The organism is Bradyrhizobium sp. USDA 4461 (genome assembly GCF_054055655.1).
This window is the reverse complement of the sequence record NZ_JBSRXM010000001.1, coordinates 676599-692595: the sequence shown is the minus strand read 5'-3', so window position 1 is coordinate 692595 and position 15997 is coordinate 676599. Positions and strand designations below refer to the sequence as shown.

The 15997-nt window shown below is 64.9% G+C and carries 16 protein-coding genes and 1 pseudogene; 10 read left to right on the top strand and 7 right to left on the bottom strand.

The features are described 5' to 3' along the window. Positions 1 to 60: 60 nt before the first annotated feature. The 4 genes from ACVINW_RS03280 to ACVINW_RS03265 form a co-directional block, all read right to left on the bottom strand. Entirely contained in the window at positions 61 to 183 is a 123-nt protein-coding gene (locus ACVINW_RS03280; RefSeq protein WP_456749982.1) for a hypothetical protein, read from the bottom strand. 88 nt (positions 184 to 271) lie between these two features. Continuing rightward, the gene (locus ACVINW_RS03275; protein ID WP_456749981.1) at positions 272 to 985 is read right to left on the bottom strand and encodes a response regulator; all 714 of its coding nucleotides are present in this window, start codon (positions 983 to 985) and stop codon (positions 272 to 274) included. Beyond that, on the bottom strand, positions 978 to 2633 hold the full coding sequence (locus ACVINW_RS03270) for a sensor histidine kinase (RefSeq protein ID WP_456749980.1): 1656 nt from the start codon (positions 2631 to 2633) through the stop codon (positions 978 to 980). The genes ACVINW_RS03275 and ACVINW_RS03270 overlap by 8 nt, the downstream gene beginning before the upstream one ends. Before the next feature lie 307 nt (positions 2634 to 2940). Next, positions 2941 to 3519, bottom strand: a complete 579-nt coding sequence (locus ACVINW_RS03265; protein ID WP_456749979.1) for a hypothetical protein — start codon at positions 3517 to 3519, stop codon at positions 2941 to 2943. A 440-nt stretch (positions 3520 to 3959) separates the two neighbouring features. On the opposite strand from ACVINW_RS03265, the gene ACVINW_RS03260 reads away from it, so the two are divergent. The 6 genes from ACVINW_RS03260 to ACVINW_RS03235 all read left to right on the top strand — a co-directional run bounded on the left by ACVINW_RS03260 (position 3960) and on the right by ACVINW_RS03235 (position 8066). Next, a complete protein-coding gene (locus ACVINW_RS03260; protein ID WP_456749978.1) occupies positions 3960 to 5594 on the top strand; it encodes an outer membrane beta-barrel protein in 1635 nt (544 codons plus the stop codon). Between the two features lie 61 nt (positions 5595 to 5655). Next, positions 5656 to 6399, top strand: a complete 744-nt coding sequence (locus tag ACVINW_RS03255) for an outer membrane protein (protein WP_456749977.1) — start codon at positions 5656 to 5658, stop codon at positions 6397 to 6399. Between the two features lie 39 nt (positions 6400 to 6438). Continuing rightward, complete coding sequence (locus tag ACVINW_RS03250; RefSeq protein WP_456749976.1) at positions 6439 to 6606, top strand: hypothetical protein; 168 nt, start codon at positions 6439 to 6441, stop codon at positions 6604 to 6606. Positions 6607 to 6614: 8 nt separating this feature from the next. After that, positions 6615 to 6872: a hypothetical protein gene (locus ACVINW_RS03245; RefSeq protein ID WP_456749975.1), complete on the top strand. Its 258-nt coding sequence runs from the start codon at positions 6615 to 6617 to the stop codon at positions 6870 to 6872. A 4-nt stretch (positions 6873 to 6876) separates the two neighbouring features. Then, positions 6877 to 7608, top strand: coding sequence for an enoyl-CoA hydratase-related protein (locus ACVINW_RS03240; protein ID WP_456749974.1), 732 nt, complete (start codon positions 6877 to 6879; stop codon positions 7606 to 7608). A gap of 242 nt (positions 7609 to 7850) precedes the next feature. Further along, complete coding sequence (locus ACVINW_RS03235) at positions 7851 to 8066, top strand: hypothetical protein (RefSeq protein ID WP_456749973.1); 216 nt, start codon at positions 7851 to 7853, stop codon at positions 8064 to 8066. Between the two features lie 29 nt (positions 8067 to 8095). Here the strand turns inward: ACVINW_RS03235 and ACVINW_RS03230 are convergent, their stop codons facing one another. Then, positions 8096 to 9154: an AraC family transcriptional regulator gene (locus ACVINW_RS03230; RefSeq protein WP_456749972.1), complete on the bottom strand. Its 1059-nt coding sequence runs from the start codon at positions 9152 to 9154 to the stop codon at positions 8096 to 8098. 250 nt (positions 9155 to 9404) lie between these two features. On the opposite strand from ACVINW_RS03230, the gene ACVINW_RS03225 reads away from it, so the two are divergent. After that, positions 9405 to 9854 carry a cupin domain-containing protein gene (locus ACVINW_RS03225; protein ID WP_456749971.1) on the top strand — a complete coding sequence of 150 codons (450 nt, stop codon included), beginning with the start codon at positions 9405 to 9407 and terminating at the stop codon, positions 9852 to 9854. A gap of 198 nt (positions 9855 to 10052) precedes the next feature. Continuing rightward, positions 10053 to 11547: pseudogene (locus tag ACVINW_RS03220) on the top strand (flavin-containing monooxygenase). A 13-nt stretch (positions 11548 to 11560) separates the two neighbouring features. Here ACVINW_RS03220 and ACVINW_RS03215 read toward each other — a convergent pair. Further along, complete coding sequence (locus ACVINW_RS03215; protein ID WP_456749970.1) at positions 11561 to 12286, bottom strand: alpha/beta hydrolase; 726 nt, start codon at positions 12284 to 12286, stop codon at positions 11561 to 11563. A 159-nt stretch (positions 12287 to 12445) separates the two neighbouring features. Here ACVINW_RS03215 and ACVINW_RS03210 point away from each other — a divergent pair, with 159 nt between their 5' ends. Beyond that, complete coding sequence (locus ACVINW_RS03210) at positions 12446 to 13423, top strand: helix-turn-helix domain-containing protein (RefSeq protein WP_456749969.1); 978 nt, start codon at positions 12446 to 12448, stop codon at positions 13421 to 13423. Positions 13424 to 13445: 22 nt separating this feature from the next. Continuing rightward, positions 13446 to 14513 (top strand): maleylacetate reductase, encoded by a 1068-nt coding sequence (locus ACVINW_RS03205; RefSeq protein WP_456749968.1) that lies wholly within the window; start codon positions 13446 to 13448, stop codon positions 14511 to 14513. Here ACVINW_RS03205 and ACVINW_RS03200 read toward each other — a convergent pair whose 3' ends face one another. Next, positions 14514 to 15968 carry a GH1 family beta-glucosidase gene (locus ACVINW_RS03200; RefSeq protein ID WP_456749967.1) on the bottom strand — a complete coding sequence of 485 codons (1455 nt, stop codon included), beginning with the start codon at positions 15966 to 15968 and terminating at the stop codon, positions 14514 to 14516. It lies immediately after the preceding gene. Positions 15969 to 15997 lie beyond the last annotated feature (29 nt).

Genomic DNA, 15997 nt, shown 5'->3' with positions numbered 1-15997 from the left:
TGCGCCTGGAGACGAAACTGGCCGGATGGGCAGGGCCGGGACCAGGACCGTCCGTGCACCTCAGCCGCGGTCCCGGGTCCGCCAGCCGAGCAAGCCGAACACCGCCACCAGTGCGGGCACGATCAGCATCCAGTTCTGACCCTCGAAGCCGAGGAAGTGAAATGGTTGAATCAGGAACTGCACCACGTGCCCCTTTTGCGGGCACGCTAAGGCTTTCCGGAGCGAAAATATATTATTTTTGTATATATGCCGGTCGGCAGGCGACCGATCTTCAATCGGCGACGCTGGTCTCCAGCCGGTTCTCCAGCCGATAGCCGACCCCGGACTCCGTTACCAGCAGCCGCGGCTGGTTCGGATCGGCTTCGATCTTCTGGCGCAGCTTGCGCACCAGGATGCGCAGATACTGGATGTTGTCGCGCTGGTTGCCGGTCCAGATCTCCTTCAGCAGCTGATCGTGCGTCACCACCAGTCCGACATGGACCGCAAGCACGTGCAGCAGGCGGTACTCCTTCCGCGTCAGCTTGATCCTGGCCTGGTTGAGCGAGACGGCGCGGCTGACCAGATCGACCGACAGCGAGCCGACCACGACGACCGGATTTTCGGTCGGGCTCTTGAAATAGCGGCGCAGCGCGGCGTCACTGCGCGCCAGCAGCTCGGCCATGCCGAACGGCTTGACGACATAGTCATCGGCACCCGCCTGCAGCAGGCGCACCTTCTCGTCCTCGTTGGATTCGACGGAGAGCACGATCACCGGGACATTGGACCAGGAACGCAGCCGCTCCAGCGTCTCGCTGCCGTGCAGGTCCGGCAAGCCGAGGTCGAGGATCACGAGGTCGGGCGCATTGAAAGTCGCGATCTTCAGGCCTTCGGCGGCATTCTCGGCCTCGACGACGGAGAAGCCGTGAATTTCAAACCCGGCGCGCAGGAAGCGGCGGATCTTCGGCTCATCGTCGATCAGCAGGACAAGGTTACGCGGCTTACTCATCGTCGCAGGTCACCAGTTCCGAATCTGTAGGTAGCTGCGCCGGTAGCAAGATCGATGCCGTCGTGCCGAGGCCGTGGCCGCGGCTCGCTATCTCCACGGTGCCGTCATGTGCCCTGATGAAGGTCGATGCGATCCAGAAGCCGAGCCCCGAGCCGGGAACGCTCGCCTGGTGGCGCGGGCTGCGGAACGACTTGCGGCCGAGGTGGCGCTGCTCGTCCGGCGTGACGCCGACGCCCTGATCGATGATCGACATCACGACGCGTCCGTTGTCGTGGCGGGTCTGCACGGATATCGTCGACCCGGATGGCGAGTATTTGGCGGCATTCTCCAGCAGTTGGCCGCAGGCTTCCTCGATCAGGCCGCAATCGACCTTGAGCAGCGGGAGATCGTCGTCGAACCCGATCTCGAGGCGGTGCGCTGCGAGCCGCCGCGCCCGCGCCTTGACCGCGGCATTGACGATGTCGCGCGGGTCGGACCATTCGAGACGGGGCGTTAATCCGCCGGCCGTGACCCGCGTCGCGTTCAGGAGATTGCGGATGTGGCCGTCGAGCCGGACCACCTCGTCGGTGACTGCCTCGATCAGCGAGCGCAGTCGGTCGTCGGCCGCGACCGCCGGCATCTCCCGCATCACACTCACCGATCCCTGGATGGCGGCGAGCGGCGAGCACAGTTCGTGCGACAGCGTGCCGTGGAAGGCGTCGCGTAACAGCTCGGCCTGCAAATGCAGACGGGCATCGTCCATCGCCTTGCCGATGTCGAGCCGTTGCAGAGTCAGCGAGACCTCCTCGAGCACGGCCTCGATCCGGCGCGCGCGCAATTTGAGCGCATCGCGCGTACCGCGCCCGACGTTGATGGCGATGACGCCGTGCACCGCGGTTTTCGAAGCCACGGCGCGCAACAGCCAAACATCCTGGGTGGTCTCATCGACGACGCTGCGATCGGTCGCGCCGACCGCGGCCGTCATCGCCGCCGCGCTGTCCCGGACGGCGGGCGGAGCCACGGCCGATTCGGGCGCGGACTCGAAATGACCGCCGGCAGATGCGACGAACAATGCGGCGCGATGGCCGAGTGTGTGCGCCAGATAGTGCCTGACCGCGCCGATCAGATCCGCGATCGTGAAACAGGCGGCGAGACGCTTGGAGAATTCGTAGAGGTGCTGCATCTCGCGTTCGCGACGCCGCAACCGCTCGGTCTCCTGACGCAGGCGCGACGCCAGGTTGCTGCTCGCCAGCGCGACGATGAGGAACACGAGGAGGTCGATCGCCTCCTGCGGGCTGTCGACCCGCAGGCTGTAGAGCGGCGTGAAAAAGAAGAAATCGGCGGCTGCGATCGCCGCCAGCGACGCCAGAGTGCCCGACCAGATGCCCCATCTCGTGGCGGCAAAGATGACGGGGATCAGGTAGGCGATCGGCACCAGGTTTGCGGCGATCGGCTCGTCGAGCGCGAACAGGATCGCAGTGATGGCGGCGATCGATCCGACCGATCCCAGCAGGGGCAGCACGTTGCTCCAGATCAGCGGTCTCTGCTTCTCGTCGAAACCGGACGCGACGATGTGCTCCGCTTCGGTGCGGCGCGCGCGGACATCAGCGAGCCGTTGAAACAGGGGCAGGGAGTAGATCAAGGATTTTGCCTTCGTAGAGAACGACACCGGATGATCCTCGTCACGGCCATTGCGGCCCGCACGAAATCCGCCCCGGCAACATCCAATGGGAGCGCTGAAGACGCGGGCGCAGTGCCGTCAGAACGGCGCATGTCCTCGCGAATGGTTCAACGTTCGACCGTCGGTTGCTGCTCCGATGTCACCAACTACCCAGCGATCCGAGCATTCCCCAGGAACGGATAGAAAATCCATGTTGTTGCGGCGGGCGAGAAATATAAAAGAAATAGTCGAATCCCGGACTCCGGCCTTGCCGAGTGGATCGATGGGCTGCTCGCCATGGCGCGGCGAGGCGCCTTCAGCGTTGCTCGAGCAGGGCGGCATCATCCGATTTCTGCAGCATTTCGCTGACGTAGCTCAGCGCCAACCGTTCTCCGGCGAGCTCCGGCTTCGAGGTGCCGTAGAGGCCGAATTCGCCGGTCTGGCTCGCCCGCGGCGGAGTGAGCTTGGCGATCGCGGCGGCGCTGAAATATTTCGGCGGATAGAGATAGAAGTCCATCAGCGGGGTCTGTGAACCGCCCGCTTGCCGCTTCAGCACGGCAGCCGCTCTCGCGCCTTGCTCCGGATAGAGCGCAGCCCAGCCCGCAAAGCTGCTGGCCAATATCTCCAGCGACAGGATCGCGGTTGCGATCTCGACGAAGCCGCGATTCGACTTCTTGGCGCTTCGCGTCGTCGAGGCCTTGCGCAGCTGCTGCCTGAATTCGTCGTGCCGCTCGATAAACGGCCCGAGCCGCGCCCGCCACAACATGTCGGGCAGACAGGCATAGCCATGGATGTCGTGATAGCTCTCGATCAGGTTGCGGCACTGCGCCGTGAGATTGGCCGGCAGAAAGTTCAGATCGATGTCGCCGATCTCATCGCCGCTCGCACAGTTCATCACGTTGACCACGATGCGCGGCGCTCCGTTGCTACCGCGGCGAAGGATTCGCCGGATGAAGTGAGCTTAGCCGCTGCGCGCGTATATCTTCGATGCGGATTCACTGCGATCTGCGTAGCAATAAAATAGCGTCCGCGTTGACGATGATCGCGAGACCGATCGAGCTATGGCAGAAATGGCACAGGTCGCGCGGATTCTCTCGCATCGCAACGCGCGGCTGTCACAAAACCTTACGGTTCTTGCCGGGTTCTTCAGCAATCGCCGATGCAAATGACGCTTATCTGCGCAAGCCGGGCGAAGCCTGTCGTTCCGGCTATTTTATCTTAATGAAAGCGCGGCGAGACCCGTATCGCCTTTTTCTCGAGCCCCCACGAAAGATTACGCAGACGTTACACGCGAGAGCGCTCGAAGCGTCGGTAGCAATAGCTTGGGGCAAAATCATGAAGAGACTGTTTCTGGCGGGCGTATCGTTGGCGGCGGTGGGCCTGGTCAACGCGGCACACGCTGCCGACGCCAATCCGCCGCTGCTGAAGGCGCCGGCGGCGAACTGCGATCCATACAAGAATTACGCCTGCCTCGACGGCTATCTCGGCAGCGACTTCTTCACGCGTTTCATCAATTACTACCGGCTCGAATGGGGGCATGACTCCGCGCCATCGGATCCGAAAGCGCCGCCGTCCCGCCGCGACTATTGGCCGGCGACGCCGCAGAGCACGCCGCCGATGCCGTTCACGGAATGGCCGTATGGCGGCACGACCAGCATCGGCGTGACGCGGCCGAGCTCGGTCGACAGCCCGCTGATGGCGGCGCTCGGCACCACGCCCGCCGGACAGTGGATGAACGATGCGCATATCCAGGTCTATGGCTGGATCAACGCCGGCGGCAATCTGAGCTCCAACTCGGTTCGCGGCGGCAACGCGCCGGCCGCCTACGATTACAATCCGAATACGGTGCAGCTCGACCAGGCGGTGCTCTATATCGAGCGGCTGCCCGACACGGTCCAGAAGGATCACGTCGACTGGGGCTTCCGCATCGCGCCGATCTACGGCGAGAACTATCGCTATACGACTGCCTACGGCCTGTGGAGCAACCAGCTCCTGAATCAGAACAAGAACTACGGCTACGACCTGCCGATGGCTTACGGCGAGGTGTTCATCCCGCAGATCGCCGAAGGTCTGCTGCTGCGGTTCGGCCGCTTCATCTCGATCCCCGACATCGAGGCGCAGCTCGCGCCCAACAACTACATGTATACGCACTCGATGACGTATACGTTCGACAACTACACCAACACGGGTCTGCAGAGCACGCTGGCAGTCACCAAGAACTGGATGCTGCAACTGGGCGTCTCGGTCGGCAGCGACACCATGCCGTGGAATGCCGGCGCCAAGATCGCCAACCCGTTCCCCAATCCGCTGTTTCCCGGCACCACCATGCTGAAGGATCCCGGCGCGATCCCGAGCGTCACCGGTGGTGTGCGCTGGACCAGCGACTCCGGCAACGACAGCGTCTACGTCGTCGCCGACGCGATCAACAGCGGCACCTGGGGTTACAACAACCTGCAATGGTACGGCCTGACGGCGTACCACAAGTTCAACGACCAGTGGCACATCTCGTTCGAGACCTACAATCTGCATCAGAACAATGTGCTGAACGCCAACAATCCGGCGGCGATGGCTGCCTATGCCGCGGGCGGCACGCCGTTCTCGCCGCAATATCTGCCGTTCAATGCGCCGGGCCTCGCCCAGTGCAGCAGCGCGACGGTGTTCGCCTGCACCGCGTCGGTGCAGACCTATCTGGCCTACCTGAATTACAAGGCCTCGCCGCTCGACAACATTTCGTATCGCATCGAGTTCTACGACGACAAGCAGGGACAGCGCACCGGCGTCAAGACGCGCTACGTCGAGACCGGCATCGGCTGGCAGCACTGGTTCTCGCCGCAGATCGAGATCCGGCCCGAGGTCTCCTACTACAGGTCGCTGGATGCGAATGCGTTCAACGGCAATTCCAATCTCGGCATCGCCCCGACCAAGAATTTCGCTCTGATCGGTTCGGCGGACATCATCATTCACTTCTGATCGTGAGCGCGCCCGGCATGCCCGCCGGGCGCTTCGTCAGAACAAGGGACAGGGGAACAACATGAAGCGAATTCTTCTCACATCCGCAGCGCTCACGCTGCTGGCTGCAGCCTCGCCGGCGCTCGGCGCCGACCTTCCGATGTACACCAAGGCGCCCGCGATCGCGGCGCCGGCCTACGACTGGTCCGGCTTCTATGTCGGCGTGTTCGGCGGCGGCGGTTACGGCAACCACAATCTCAACAACGCGCTCGGCCCGGCGGGCTTCGCCGACTACACCATCAACTACTCGTCGACCGGCGGAATCGCGGGCGGCGAAATCGGCTACAACGTGCAGAGCGGGAGCATCGTGGTCGGCGTGGAGGCCGACGGGTTCTGGTCCGGCATCAAGGGCAGCGATGTCGATCAATTCAACGCCGGCACCTTGCCGATCGCCTCGGTTGACGCGACCAGCCTGCGCGACGGCTTCACGCTGCGCGCCCGCGGCGGTATCGCGCTCGACCGCCTGCTGCTGTTCTTCACCGGCGGCTGGGCCTATGGCGACTTCCAGCATACCAACAGCGATCCGGTGTTCGGCGTCGATCAGTTCAGCGCCAACAGGAGCGGCCTGACCGCAGGCGGTGGCATCGCCTATGCGCTGACCAACAACCTGATCGGCAAGTTCGAATATCGCTACTACGACTTCGGCCGCTACGAGCGCGCCGCGCCGCTCAATGGCCAGATTCCCTACACCGTCGATAACACCTACTCGGTCGTGACGCTCGGCCTCGACTACAAGTTCGGCGGTCCGGTGGTCGCGAAATACTGATCGGTCAAAGCACAGGTGCAACGCAGGAAGGAGGACAGCATGGGGATCTCGACATTGAGGCAAGCATTGTTGCGCATCGTCATGATCGCGGGGCTCTGTGCCACGGCTGCCGGCTGCATCAGCGACGCGGCGGCACCGACGGCGGATGGCGCCACGCCGATGCGCTACTACGGGGGCCCGAAATCCCCGATGTGGGCGAGCCAGTAGGCCCGCCGATGCGACGGCTTCGCTTTCACGCGAAAGGGCGCGCCGGCATCAGGCTCGCCATTCATGTCGGCGTGCTGCTCGCTGTCGGGGCGGGGAGCGAGGCGATAGCAAAGTCCAGGCGCTACTGCCATGCCCACCGGCCGCACCGCCATTCGATGCACACGGCAGCAGTGCCGACGCCGGTGCAGCCGGCGCTGCATCTTGGGCCGATGCGCTACTACGGCGGTCCGAAGTCGCCGATGTGGCGCGCGCCGTTGGAGTTTTGAACCGATGGCCGGACGCGTCGCGGTCCGCGAGCAGGGAGCGGTGCTGACGATCGTGCTGCTGCAAGCGGACGGCACGAACGCGGCCGGCGATGGGCTGTATCTCGCCATGACAGGCGCGATCGAGGCGGCACAGTGCAATCCCGCTATCCGTTGCATCGTTGTGATCGGCGGGTTCGATGTGCTCGCGGCCGGCAGCGACCCTGCCGATCATCATGCTGCCGGGGGCGCAGCGACGGAAGCAAGCTCTCCGCAGACGGTAGGCAGGTTTCTGCAGGCGCTCGCCAACAACACGAAGCCGATCGTTGCCGCCGTCGAAGGTGCGGCGACGGGCATCGGCACATCCCTCGTCTTCAGTTGCGACCTTGTCATGGCAGCCGCATCCGCGACGTTTGCCTCGCCGCTGGAGTCTCATGATCTGGTCCCGGATGGTGCGATCGGCTTGTTGATACCCCGGCGCCTGGCTCACCACCGCGCCCTCTCGATGCTCGTTTCCGGACGGCCGATGCGGGCGGAGCGAGCCTGTGATGCGGGTCTGATCGACGTGACCGTTGCGCCGGGACAAGCGGCGATCGAAGCGGAGCGGATCGCGCAGCAGCTCTGTCGGTTGCCGGCCGGCGAAATCTCGGGAATCCACACCCTGCCGAAGTCGTCGGCGCAGGATGTGCTGCGGCGGATGGCGGCGGACGACGATCATCGCAGCATGGCGTTGGAAGCGACCGCAGCGCGGCGTAGGTGACGCGAGTGGCACGGGCTGTCCCGTCCGCGACTTGTGCGGCGCCGCAATCGGCTGGGCCTCGTCGCATTCGGCTTTCCTGATCGACGCGGCGGCTTGCCCAAAAAATCAGCAGCTGATGATTATTGTTGCGATTCATAGGAATCGGGACCAGCATTCCTCATCGTCAACAAGACGCCGGGCAGAGGCGTCGATTGGAAACGCCTATCGCTGTTCGGATGTGTCTCAGCCTCCTGGAGGGTGCGATGCTGAAGTCCCTTGCTATCCTGATTAGTGCCGTCGCGATTGCCGCCTTGATGGCGCCCGCCGCCCATGCCGGTGCATCAGCCAGTGCGCCGACAAAATACGCACAGCATTCACAGCAGGTGACGAGCGTGCGCATGGTCAGGCAGACCAAGCGGATCGACACGCCGGTCACGGATTTTTCGGCCCAGGCGAAGACGGCGCCATTTCACCGCTAGACTAGCGGCGGATCGTTGCCCAGATCGGCTCAACTCAGCCGCTGCAACGTCGCCTTCGGCGTCTCGCCGAACTTGGCGCGATAGGCGCTCGCCATCCGGCTCAGATGGGTGAAGCCGAGGTCGAATGCGATATCGACGATGCGTTCGCCCGGCCGCGCCGTCTTGAGCCGGGCGTTGAGATGGGCGAGGCGGATCTCGAGCAGCATCTCGGAGACCGTGGTGCCGAAGTGGCGGCGGAACCCGAGTTGCAGCGCCCGGACACCGGTGCCCGCGATCTCGGCAAGCTCGGCGAGATCCAGCGGCTCAGTCGCGCGGCTCTCCAGATACGCGCGCACCCGCTTCAGCGCCGCAGGCTGCGCCTCGGTGCGGCCGTTGAAGACGTCGATCGCCGTACTCAGGCTGTGGCGCTGCTCGTTGAGCAGGGCGTTGAGAAACTGCTCGCGCCAGTCGGCTGCCGCAAGCGCAGACAGCGTGCGGCGTGGCCCGAGCTGCTCGGCTGCCATCACGAGATGTTCGATCCTAGCCGAGAGCGTTTGCCCGAGCGGTCCGTTCAGCGCGACGGCAGGATCGAACTCGACCGGCCGGACCGCCACGCCGCCCAGCGCGGCGGCGCGATGCTCCACCAGCTTGCGGTCGAGCAGCACGATGAGCTGGGCGCAGTCATCGCGCCAGGTCATCTCGGTCGGAATGGTCGGCGACAGCAGCGAGGCGCAGTGTTGCGGCCCGGTGGTCAGCTCGCGCGCCGCGGTCCGCACCGAAGCCGAGCCGGACAGCGGCATCTGCAACAGGAAGAAGCGGTCGAGGCAACCGGGATTGATCGCGACCGATCCGCCATAGGCGACATAGTTGACGGAGAAGCCGTCGAAATTAGCGCAATTGTGGTGTGCGGAGAAATCGCGCTCGGAATGATCGACCGGCGTCAGATCGTGCGGACAGAAGATGCGGCCGATCGCTTCGGCCGCGTCATCGACCCGTGCGGTCGCAACGCGCGCGAAATCCTTCAGCCTTGCCTTTGCAGGATTTGCCTTGCCAGGATTTACCTTGGCAGGATTGGCCCTTGCCGTAACCTCGTTGCCAACAGCAGTCACGCCGGCCGTCCGAGTTGTTTGAGGTCTAAAATATCTGATAGCGTAATCCATTCGTCGGCAAAGGGGAACGCTGTTTTGTCGCGCAAACTGCCCGATCGGCGCGCAGGCCGATGCGACGGCCTTGGGCAGAATTTGCTCCCGCATTGCAGCATGAGCGTGCCGGCTGCGGATTCGTTTAGCGGCTAGACAGTCCCACCCGCTGGCGACAGGCTCCGTGTCCGCAAGACGCATCAACACTGGAGAGGCTGACATGGGCACGCTCGAAAAAGGCATTACCCGCACCGGCACCGGCTACGGCGGCAAGACCTGGAATATCCTGGGCCAGGTCTATTACCCGAAGGCGGTCACCGACTCGACCTTCGCGTTCGAGACCAACAGCGATCCCGGCCAGTTCGTGCCGGTGCACATCCACCCGACCCAGGACGAGTTCATCCTGGTGCAGGAAGGCGTGCTCGATCTCAAGCTCGACGGCGTCTGGGTGCAGGCCAAGGCCGGCGACCTCGTGCGCATGCCGCGCGGCATTCCGCACGGCTATTTCAACAAGTCCGACAAGCCGGCGCGAGCGCTGTTCTGGGTGTCGCCGATGCAGAAGCTCGAGGCGCTGTTCGAGAAGCTCGACAATCTGACGGACCCTGCCGAAGTGGTTCGGATCTCCGCCGAGCACGAGGTGGATTTCCTGCCGCCGGACGCCAACGACTAGAGCATGATCCGGACCCGGAGGGCAGCGTTAGTGCAAAGTGCGAAGTGGCTTTCCGAAAAGATCATGCTCAAACAAGAGAGCTAAAGCGAGCTGACACTACGCATGCGAGGCGGCAATCGCCGGAGGAGGCTCCGGCGATGACGGGGAGGCGTGCGCCTTAGCGAAATTGGATCTGTTCATTCATCGCGGAGACGTTTCATGGTCAAGCAGAAGCATGTGTGCGTCATCGGCGCCGGCATTTTCAGGGCTCGCCGCCGGCAAGGCCTTTGCCGGTCGTGGCCACCGGGTGACGATCATCGAGCGCAGCGGCGATCTCGGCGGGGTCTGGGAGCCGGCGCGTTCCTATCCCGATGTGCAGACCCAGAGCCCGAAGGAGCTCTATCGCTACACCGATAAGGCGATGCCGGAATCCTATCCGGAATGGCCGAAGGGCCCGCAGGTCCATGCTTACTTGCGCGACTATGCGCGCAGCCATGGGCTCGAGGGCGCGATGCGGTTCAATACAAAGGTCGAGGGCATGACGCGCCGGGCCGACGGCAAGCCGGGCTGGACACTGGCGCTACGCTCGACCGATGGTGCCACCGGCCACGAGGATTTCGACTTCGTCGCGGTCTGCACCGGGCAATTCAACGAGCCGCAGTCGCTGCCGCTTCCCGGCGAGGATAGTTTCAAGGCGCAGGGCGGCCAGATTCTGCACTCGTCGCAATATGGTGACCCCGATCTTGCCAAGGGCCGTAAGGTCGTGGTGCTCGGCGGCTCCAAATCGGCGACCGATATCGCGGTGAACGCGGTCAATTCCGGCGCCAGCGAAGTCACCATCGTGTTTCGCGAGCCGGTGTGGCGGATTCCCTATTTCATCGGCGGCCTCGTCAACTTCAAACGCATCCTCTACATCCGCGCCCAGGAGCAGATGTTCGCGAGCTGGGGCATCGGGCCGATGGCGCGCCTCGCGCATGCCGTCGCTAAGCCGTTCGTCTGGGCGAACTGGCGCGGGCTCGAGAGCATGCTGAAGGTGCAGCTCAAGCTGAAGCAGTGCGGCATGGTGCCGAAGGAGCGGATCGAGGACGGCGTCAATTGCTCGGTGCCGATCGCAACCCCCGGCTTCTATCCGATGGTGGCCGATGGCCGGATCAAGGCGGTGCTCGGCACCTTCGATCATTATGACGGCAACACCATCGTGATGCGCGGCGGTCAGCGTGTCGCGGCCGACATCGCGGTGCTCGCGATCGGCTACAAGCTCGGTGTGCCGTTCCTGCCCGCGGAGTATCAGAACAAGCTGGTCGAGCCCGACGGGCAGTACCGGCTCTACCGGCTGATCGCCAATCCCGATCTGCCCGACATGGGCTTTGTCGGCTTCAATTCGAGCTTCTGCACCGTGCTGTGCGCGGATCTCGCCGCGAACTGGCTGGTGCGCTATGCCGACGGCCAGCTCGCGCGGCAGCCGAGCGCGGCCGAGATGCAGGACAACATCGCGCTGATGCTCAACTTCAGGCGGGTCGAACGTCCGGCGGCGGGCGTCTATGGCGGGCTGTGCGTCGCGCCCTACCACTTCAAGCATTTCGACGAGCTGCTGGCCGACATCGGCACCACGGCGTCGCGCCGCAACCCGCTCGTCGAGAAGTTCACGCCGCCCGACGCGGACGCCTATGCACGCTTTCTCGCGACCGCGCCCGCGTACAAGGCGGTCGCATAGAGCATGATGTCGTTCAGTCCCGGCCGGCGTCGAGGAAGGCCTGCGCCAGGCGCTCCGGGTTGGAGAAGCACAGCTCGTGGCTGCCCGGCACCTGGATCAGGCGGAACAGGCCGAGCTTCTCCGACAACCGCGGATGCCAGGGCAGGCCGTGCGGCAGCGCGGTGTCCTCGGTGCAGTTGACGTAGGATTTTGCGATCGGCATCTCGGCCGGATTGGTCCGCAGCACGATCTTGTCCTGAAACGTCTTCAGCGGGTGCGGATTGAGCACGTCATAGGCGCGCTGCGCGGTATCGAGATCGGCGTCGTTGATGAAGGCCTCCCGCCAGATCGGGAACGGCAGCACCACCGAGCCGTCGCCGCGCTCGGCATGGATGGCGTCGAACAGGCCGACATAGTGCGGCGGCACCATGTCGTTCAGGGACTCGCCATTGTTCGGCACGAACGCGTTCCAGTAGACGAGGCGGCGGATGCGATTTGCGGCGGCATCGGCAACGCCGGTGATGACCATGCCGCCATAGCTGTGACCGACCAGCACGACGTCCTTCAGATCGTGCTCGCTCAGATAATCCACGATCGACTGGATCGCCTCGGCAAGGCCTGAGTCCTTGCGATCGCCGGGCCGGTTGCCCTTGATCGTCGGGGTGTGGACGACATGGCCAGCCTTGCGGATCGCAGCCGCAACCGGTTCGAACTCGGCGCCGGTATGCCAGGCGCCATGGACGAGAACATAGGTCGACATGCTGTGCTTCTCCAATTGTGCTTCGTCAAGCGGTTTGGTTAGATCGACGCTCGCTTCCTGTGATGGCGCGACGTTCGTGCGGCGGTTTGTCGGATATTGCGGTAGCCGGACCGGGCGCGCTTGGCTGAGACTGCACTGGACTAGGCTCGGAGTGCACTGATGCAACAAATTGCTCGCCCTGACCGCGCGCCGAGTCTCGCCTGGAATACCGAGGATGTGCGGCCTGCCGAGCAGTTCGCCTACTACCGGGAGGCGATCTGCCAGGTGTTCATGAAGCTGACGCCCGAGCCGACGGACAGGTCCAGCTTTCCGGCACGGATCGAACGCATCGGACTGGGCGCGGGCGCCATCAATCGCGTCACGTTTCCCGGTCACCTGGTGCGCCGTTCGGCGAGCGATATCGCGGCCTCGAGCAGCAGCTGCTTCTACCTCAATCTGAAGCTTGCCGGACGCTGCCGGATCGACCAGGACGGACGCGCCGTCGAACTGTCGCCGGGACAGGTCGGCATCTTCGACAGCGCGCGGCTGTTCGCGCTGCATCACAGCCAGGGCCCTGCGCTGCAGGTCGCATCGTTCTGGGTCCCGACGCAATTGCTGCGCGATCGTCTGCCGCCATCGTTCGAATTCGGGCCGGCGCGGGTGTCCGACGATCCCCTGGTCGGTCATCTCATCGTGGAGACCGCGCAGGCGCTCAACTCGGCGGCGTCCGGCATGCCGGAAGCGGAAAGCGCACGGCTGTTCGGCGTGCTGCTCGACCTCGTGGCGCTGAGCCTGTCGCGCGACGGCCGGCGCGGCGCGGACCCGATGAGCCTGGTGGAGGCAACCTGGATCGCGCTGCGCCGAGCGGTGGATAGCCGGCTGCGCGAGCCCGGGCTCGGCGTTGCCGCCATCGCGGCCGCGATCGGCATCAGTGAGCGCTATGTCCACAAGCTGTTCGAGCGCGCCGGCACCACATTCGCCAGCTACGTGATGGACCGTCGGCTCGACGGCGCGGCGCGCGATTTGAAGGATCCGGCGATCGCCGGGCGCGCGATCGGCGAGATCGCATTCGACTGGGGCTTCTCCGATCTGTCGCATTTCACCCGGCGCTTCCGGCATCGTTTCGGCTGCACGCCGCGTGACTGGCGCCGCGGGTAAAACAACGGTTTCGGACATCGCCATGCCGCAGTCGTTCACCTATCAGGTCAGCCCGATGCGCGTCGTGTTCGGCGTCGGCACGGTCGCGCAGCTGGCGGACGAGCTCGACCGGCTCGGCATCGGCCGCGCGCTGGTGCTGGCGAGCCGGCGGCAGCAGGCCGAGCTCGGCGATCTCGCAGCCTTGACCGGTGGCCGCATGGCCGGCGTGTTCGATGGCGCGGTGGTGCATACGCCGGTCGCGGTGACCGAGCGTGCGATGGCGGTGGTCGGTGAGCTGAAGCCCGACGGCGTGGTCGCGATCGGCGCCGGCGCTGCGACCGGCCTGAGCAAGGCGATCGCGCTGCGCACCGACCTGCCGCAGCTGATCGTGCCGACCAGCTATGCCGGCTCCGAGATGACGCCGGTGCTCGGCGAGACCGTGGACGCGGTCAAGACCACGCAGTCGTCGCCGAAGATATTGCCCGAGGCCGTGATCTACGATGTCAACCTGACGCTCTCGATGCCGGTGAAATTCTCCGCGATATCGGGCCTCAACGCGATCGCGCATGCGGCCGAGGCGCTGTATGCCCGCGACGGCAACCCGATCACCTCGTTGATGGCGGAGGAGGCGATCGCAAAGCTCGCGTTGTCGCTGCAGGAGGTGATCGCGCGGCCGCGCGACCTCGACGCGCGGTCCGATGCGCTCTATGGCGCCTGGCTATGCGCGGTCTGCCTCGGCACCGTCGGCATGGCGCTGCATCACAAGCTCTGCCACACCGTCGGCGCGCTGTTCGATCTGCCGCACGCCGAGACCCACGCGGTGCTGCTGCCGCACACCATCGCCTACAACATGCCGGCGGCGCGCGATGCCATCGGCCGCGCCGCGCGGGCGCTCGGCACATCCGACGCAGCCGACGGCCTGTTCGATCTATCGGCCAAGCTCGGCGCGCCGCGCTCGCTCGCCGAGATCGGCATGCCCGAGGACGGCATCGCAAAGGCGGCGGCGCTCGCGACCAGGAATCCTTACTGGAATCCACGGCCGATCGAGGAGAGCGGCATCAGCGACCTGCTCCGGCGCGCCTGGTCCGGCGCGCGGCCGCAGCCCGGATAACTACACCCCGATCGCGTTGCGCGCGATTACGTCGCGATAGAACGCCGCGCTCAGTTTCGGCACGCGGGCCTGGGTCTCGAAGTCGACGCGGTACAGACCAAAACGCTTCTCATAGCCGAAGATCCATTCGAAATTGTCCATCAGGCTCCAGAGGAAATAGCCGTGGACCGGGACACCGTCGGCAGTCGCGCGCTGCAGTTGCGCGAGGTAGTTGCGCAGGAACATGATGCGGTCGAGGTCGTAGATCTGGCCGTCCGGCTGCAGCTTGTCCTCGCCGGACGTGCCGTTCTCGCTGATATAGATGCTCTTGATGTTCCAGAGCTTGGCGGCGATCCGTGGCGCCCAGTAGATCGTCTCCGGCGCGATCCGCAGCCAATCCGAATTCATGTGCGGGAACGAGGCCGGCATCGGCAGCGGCTTCCAGCCGGGCGCGCTGTCGGTGGCGACGACATAGCAGTGCGGCGCGTAGATGTTCAGCCCAACGAAATCGTTGGGCTGGGCGATGATCTTCAGCTCCTCGGCGGTGAATTTGGGCGCGTCGGCGCCGGCATATTGCAGGAAGCCCTCGGTGTACCGGCCTTCGAGCAGAACGCCGAGAAAGCCCGCGTTGAGCTCGCGCGTCGCGATCTCGGTGGCGCGGATGTGCTCCGGCGTGTTGATCGCTGGCACGCAGGCGGTGATGTTTTCGGCCGGGCCGACCCGCGTGCCGGGGCGGGCCTTGGCGCGGATCGCCTGCACCGCAAGGCCGTGCGCCAGAGCGACATGGTGGCGCGCCTGGTTGACCTCGCCCGGCGGCAGTTTCAGCCCCGGCGCGTCGACGCCGAGCGCATAGCCGAACGGCAGGAAACGGCCGACTTCGTTGAGGGTGAAGATATTCTTGACCCGGTCGGTCAACCGCTGCGCCACATAGCCGGCATAGTCGCCGAACGCCTTTGACGTGTCGCGCGAGCGCCAGCCGCCGACCCGGTCCTGCAGCGCCTGCGGCAGGTCCCAGTGATAGAGCGTGGCGTAGGGCTCGATGCCATTCGCCAGCAACTCGTCGACCAGGCGGTTGTAGAAGTCGAGGCCCTTCGGGTTCGGCGTGCCGGTGCCGTCGGGAAACACCCGCGGCCATGCGATCGAGAAACGATAGGCCCTGGCGCCGAGATCCTTGATGAGGCGGACATCCTCCTTGTAGCGGTGATAATGCTCGTTGGCGCGGTCGCCGGTCGAGCCGTCCTCGATCTTGCCCGAGGTGTGGGTGAAGGTGTCCCAGATCGACGGGCCACGGCCGTCTTCATTGACGGCGCCCTCGACCTGGTAGGACGAGGTCGCGGTGCCCCAGACGAAGCCGGCGGGGAAGTTCGCGCCATCCGGCCGCGGGGCTCGGTTCGCGGCCTCGGCGGGAGCCGAGAGGCCAAGCGCCGAGAGGCCCGCAAGGCCCGCAAATTGCCGGCGCGAGAATTTTCCGTACATTGCTATCTCCCGTCGCCGGTCGTTGCGGC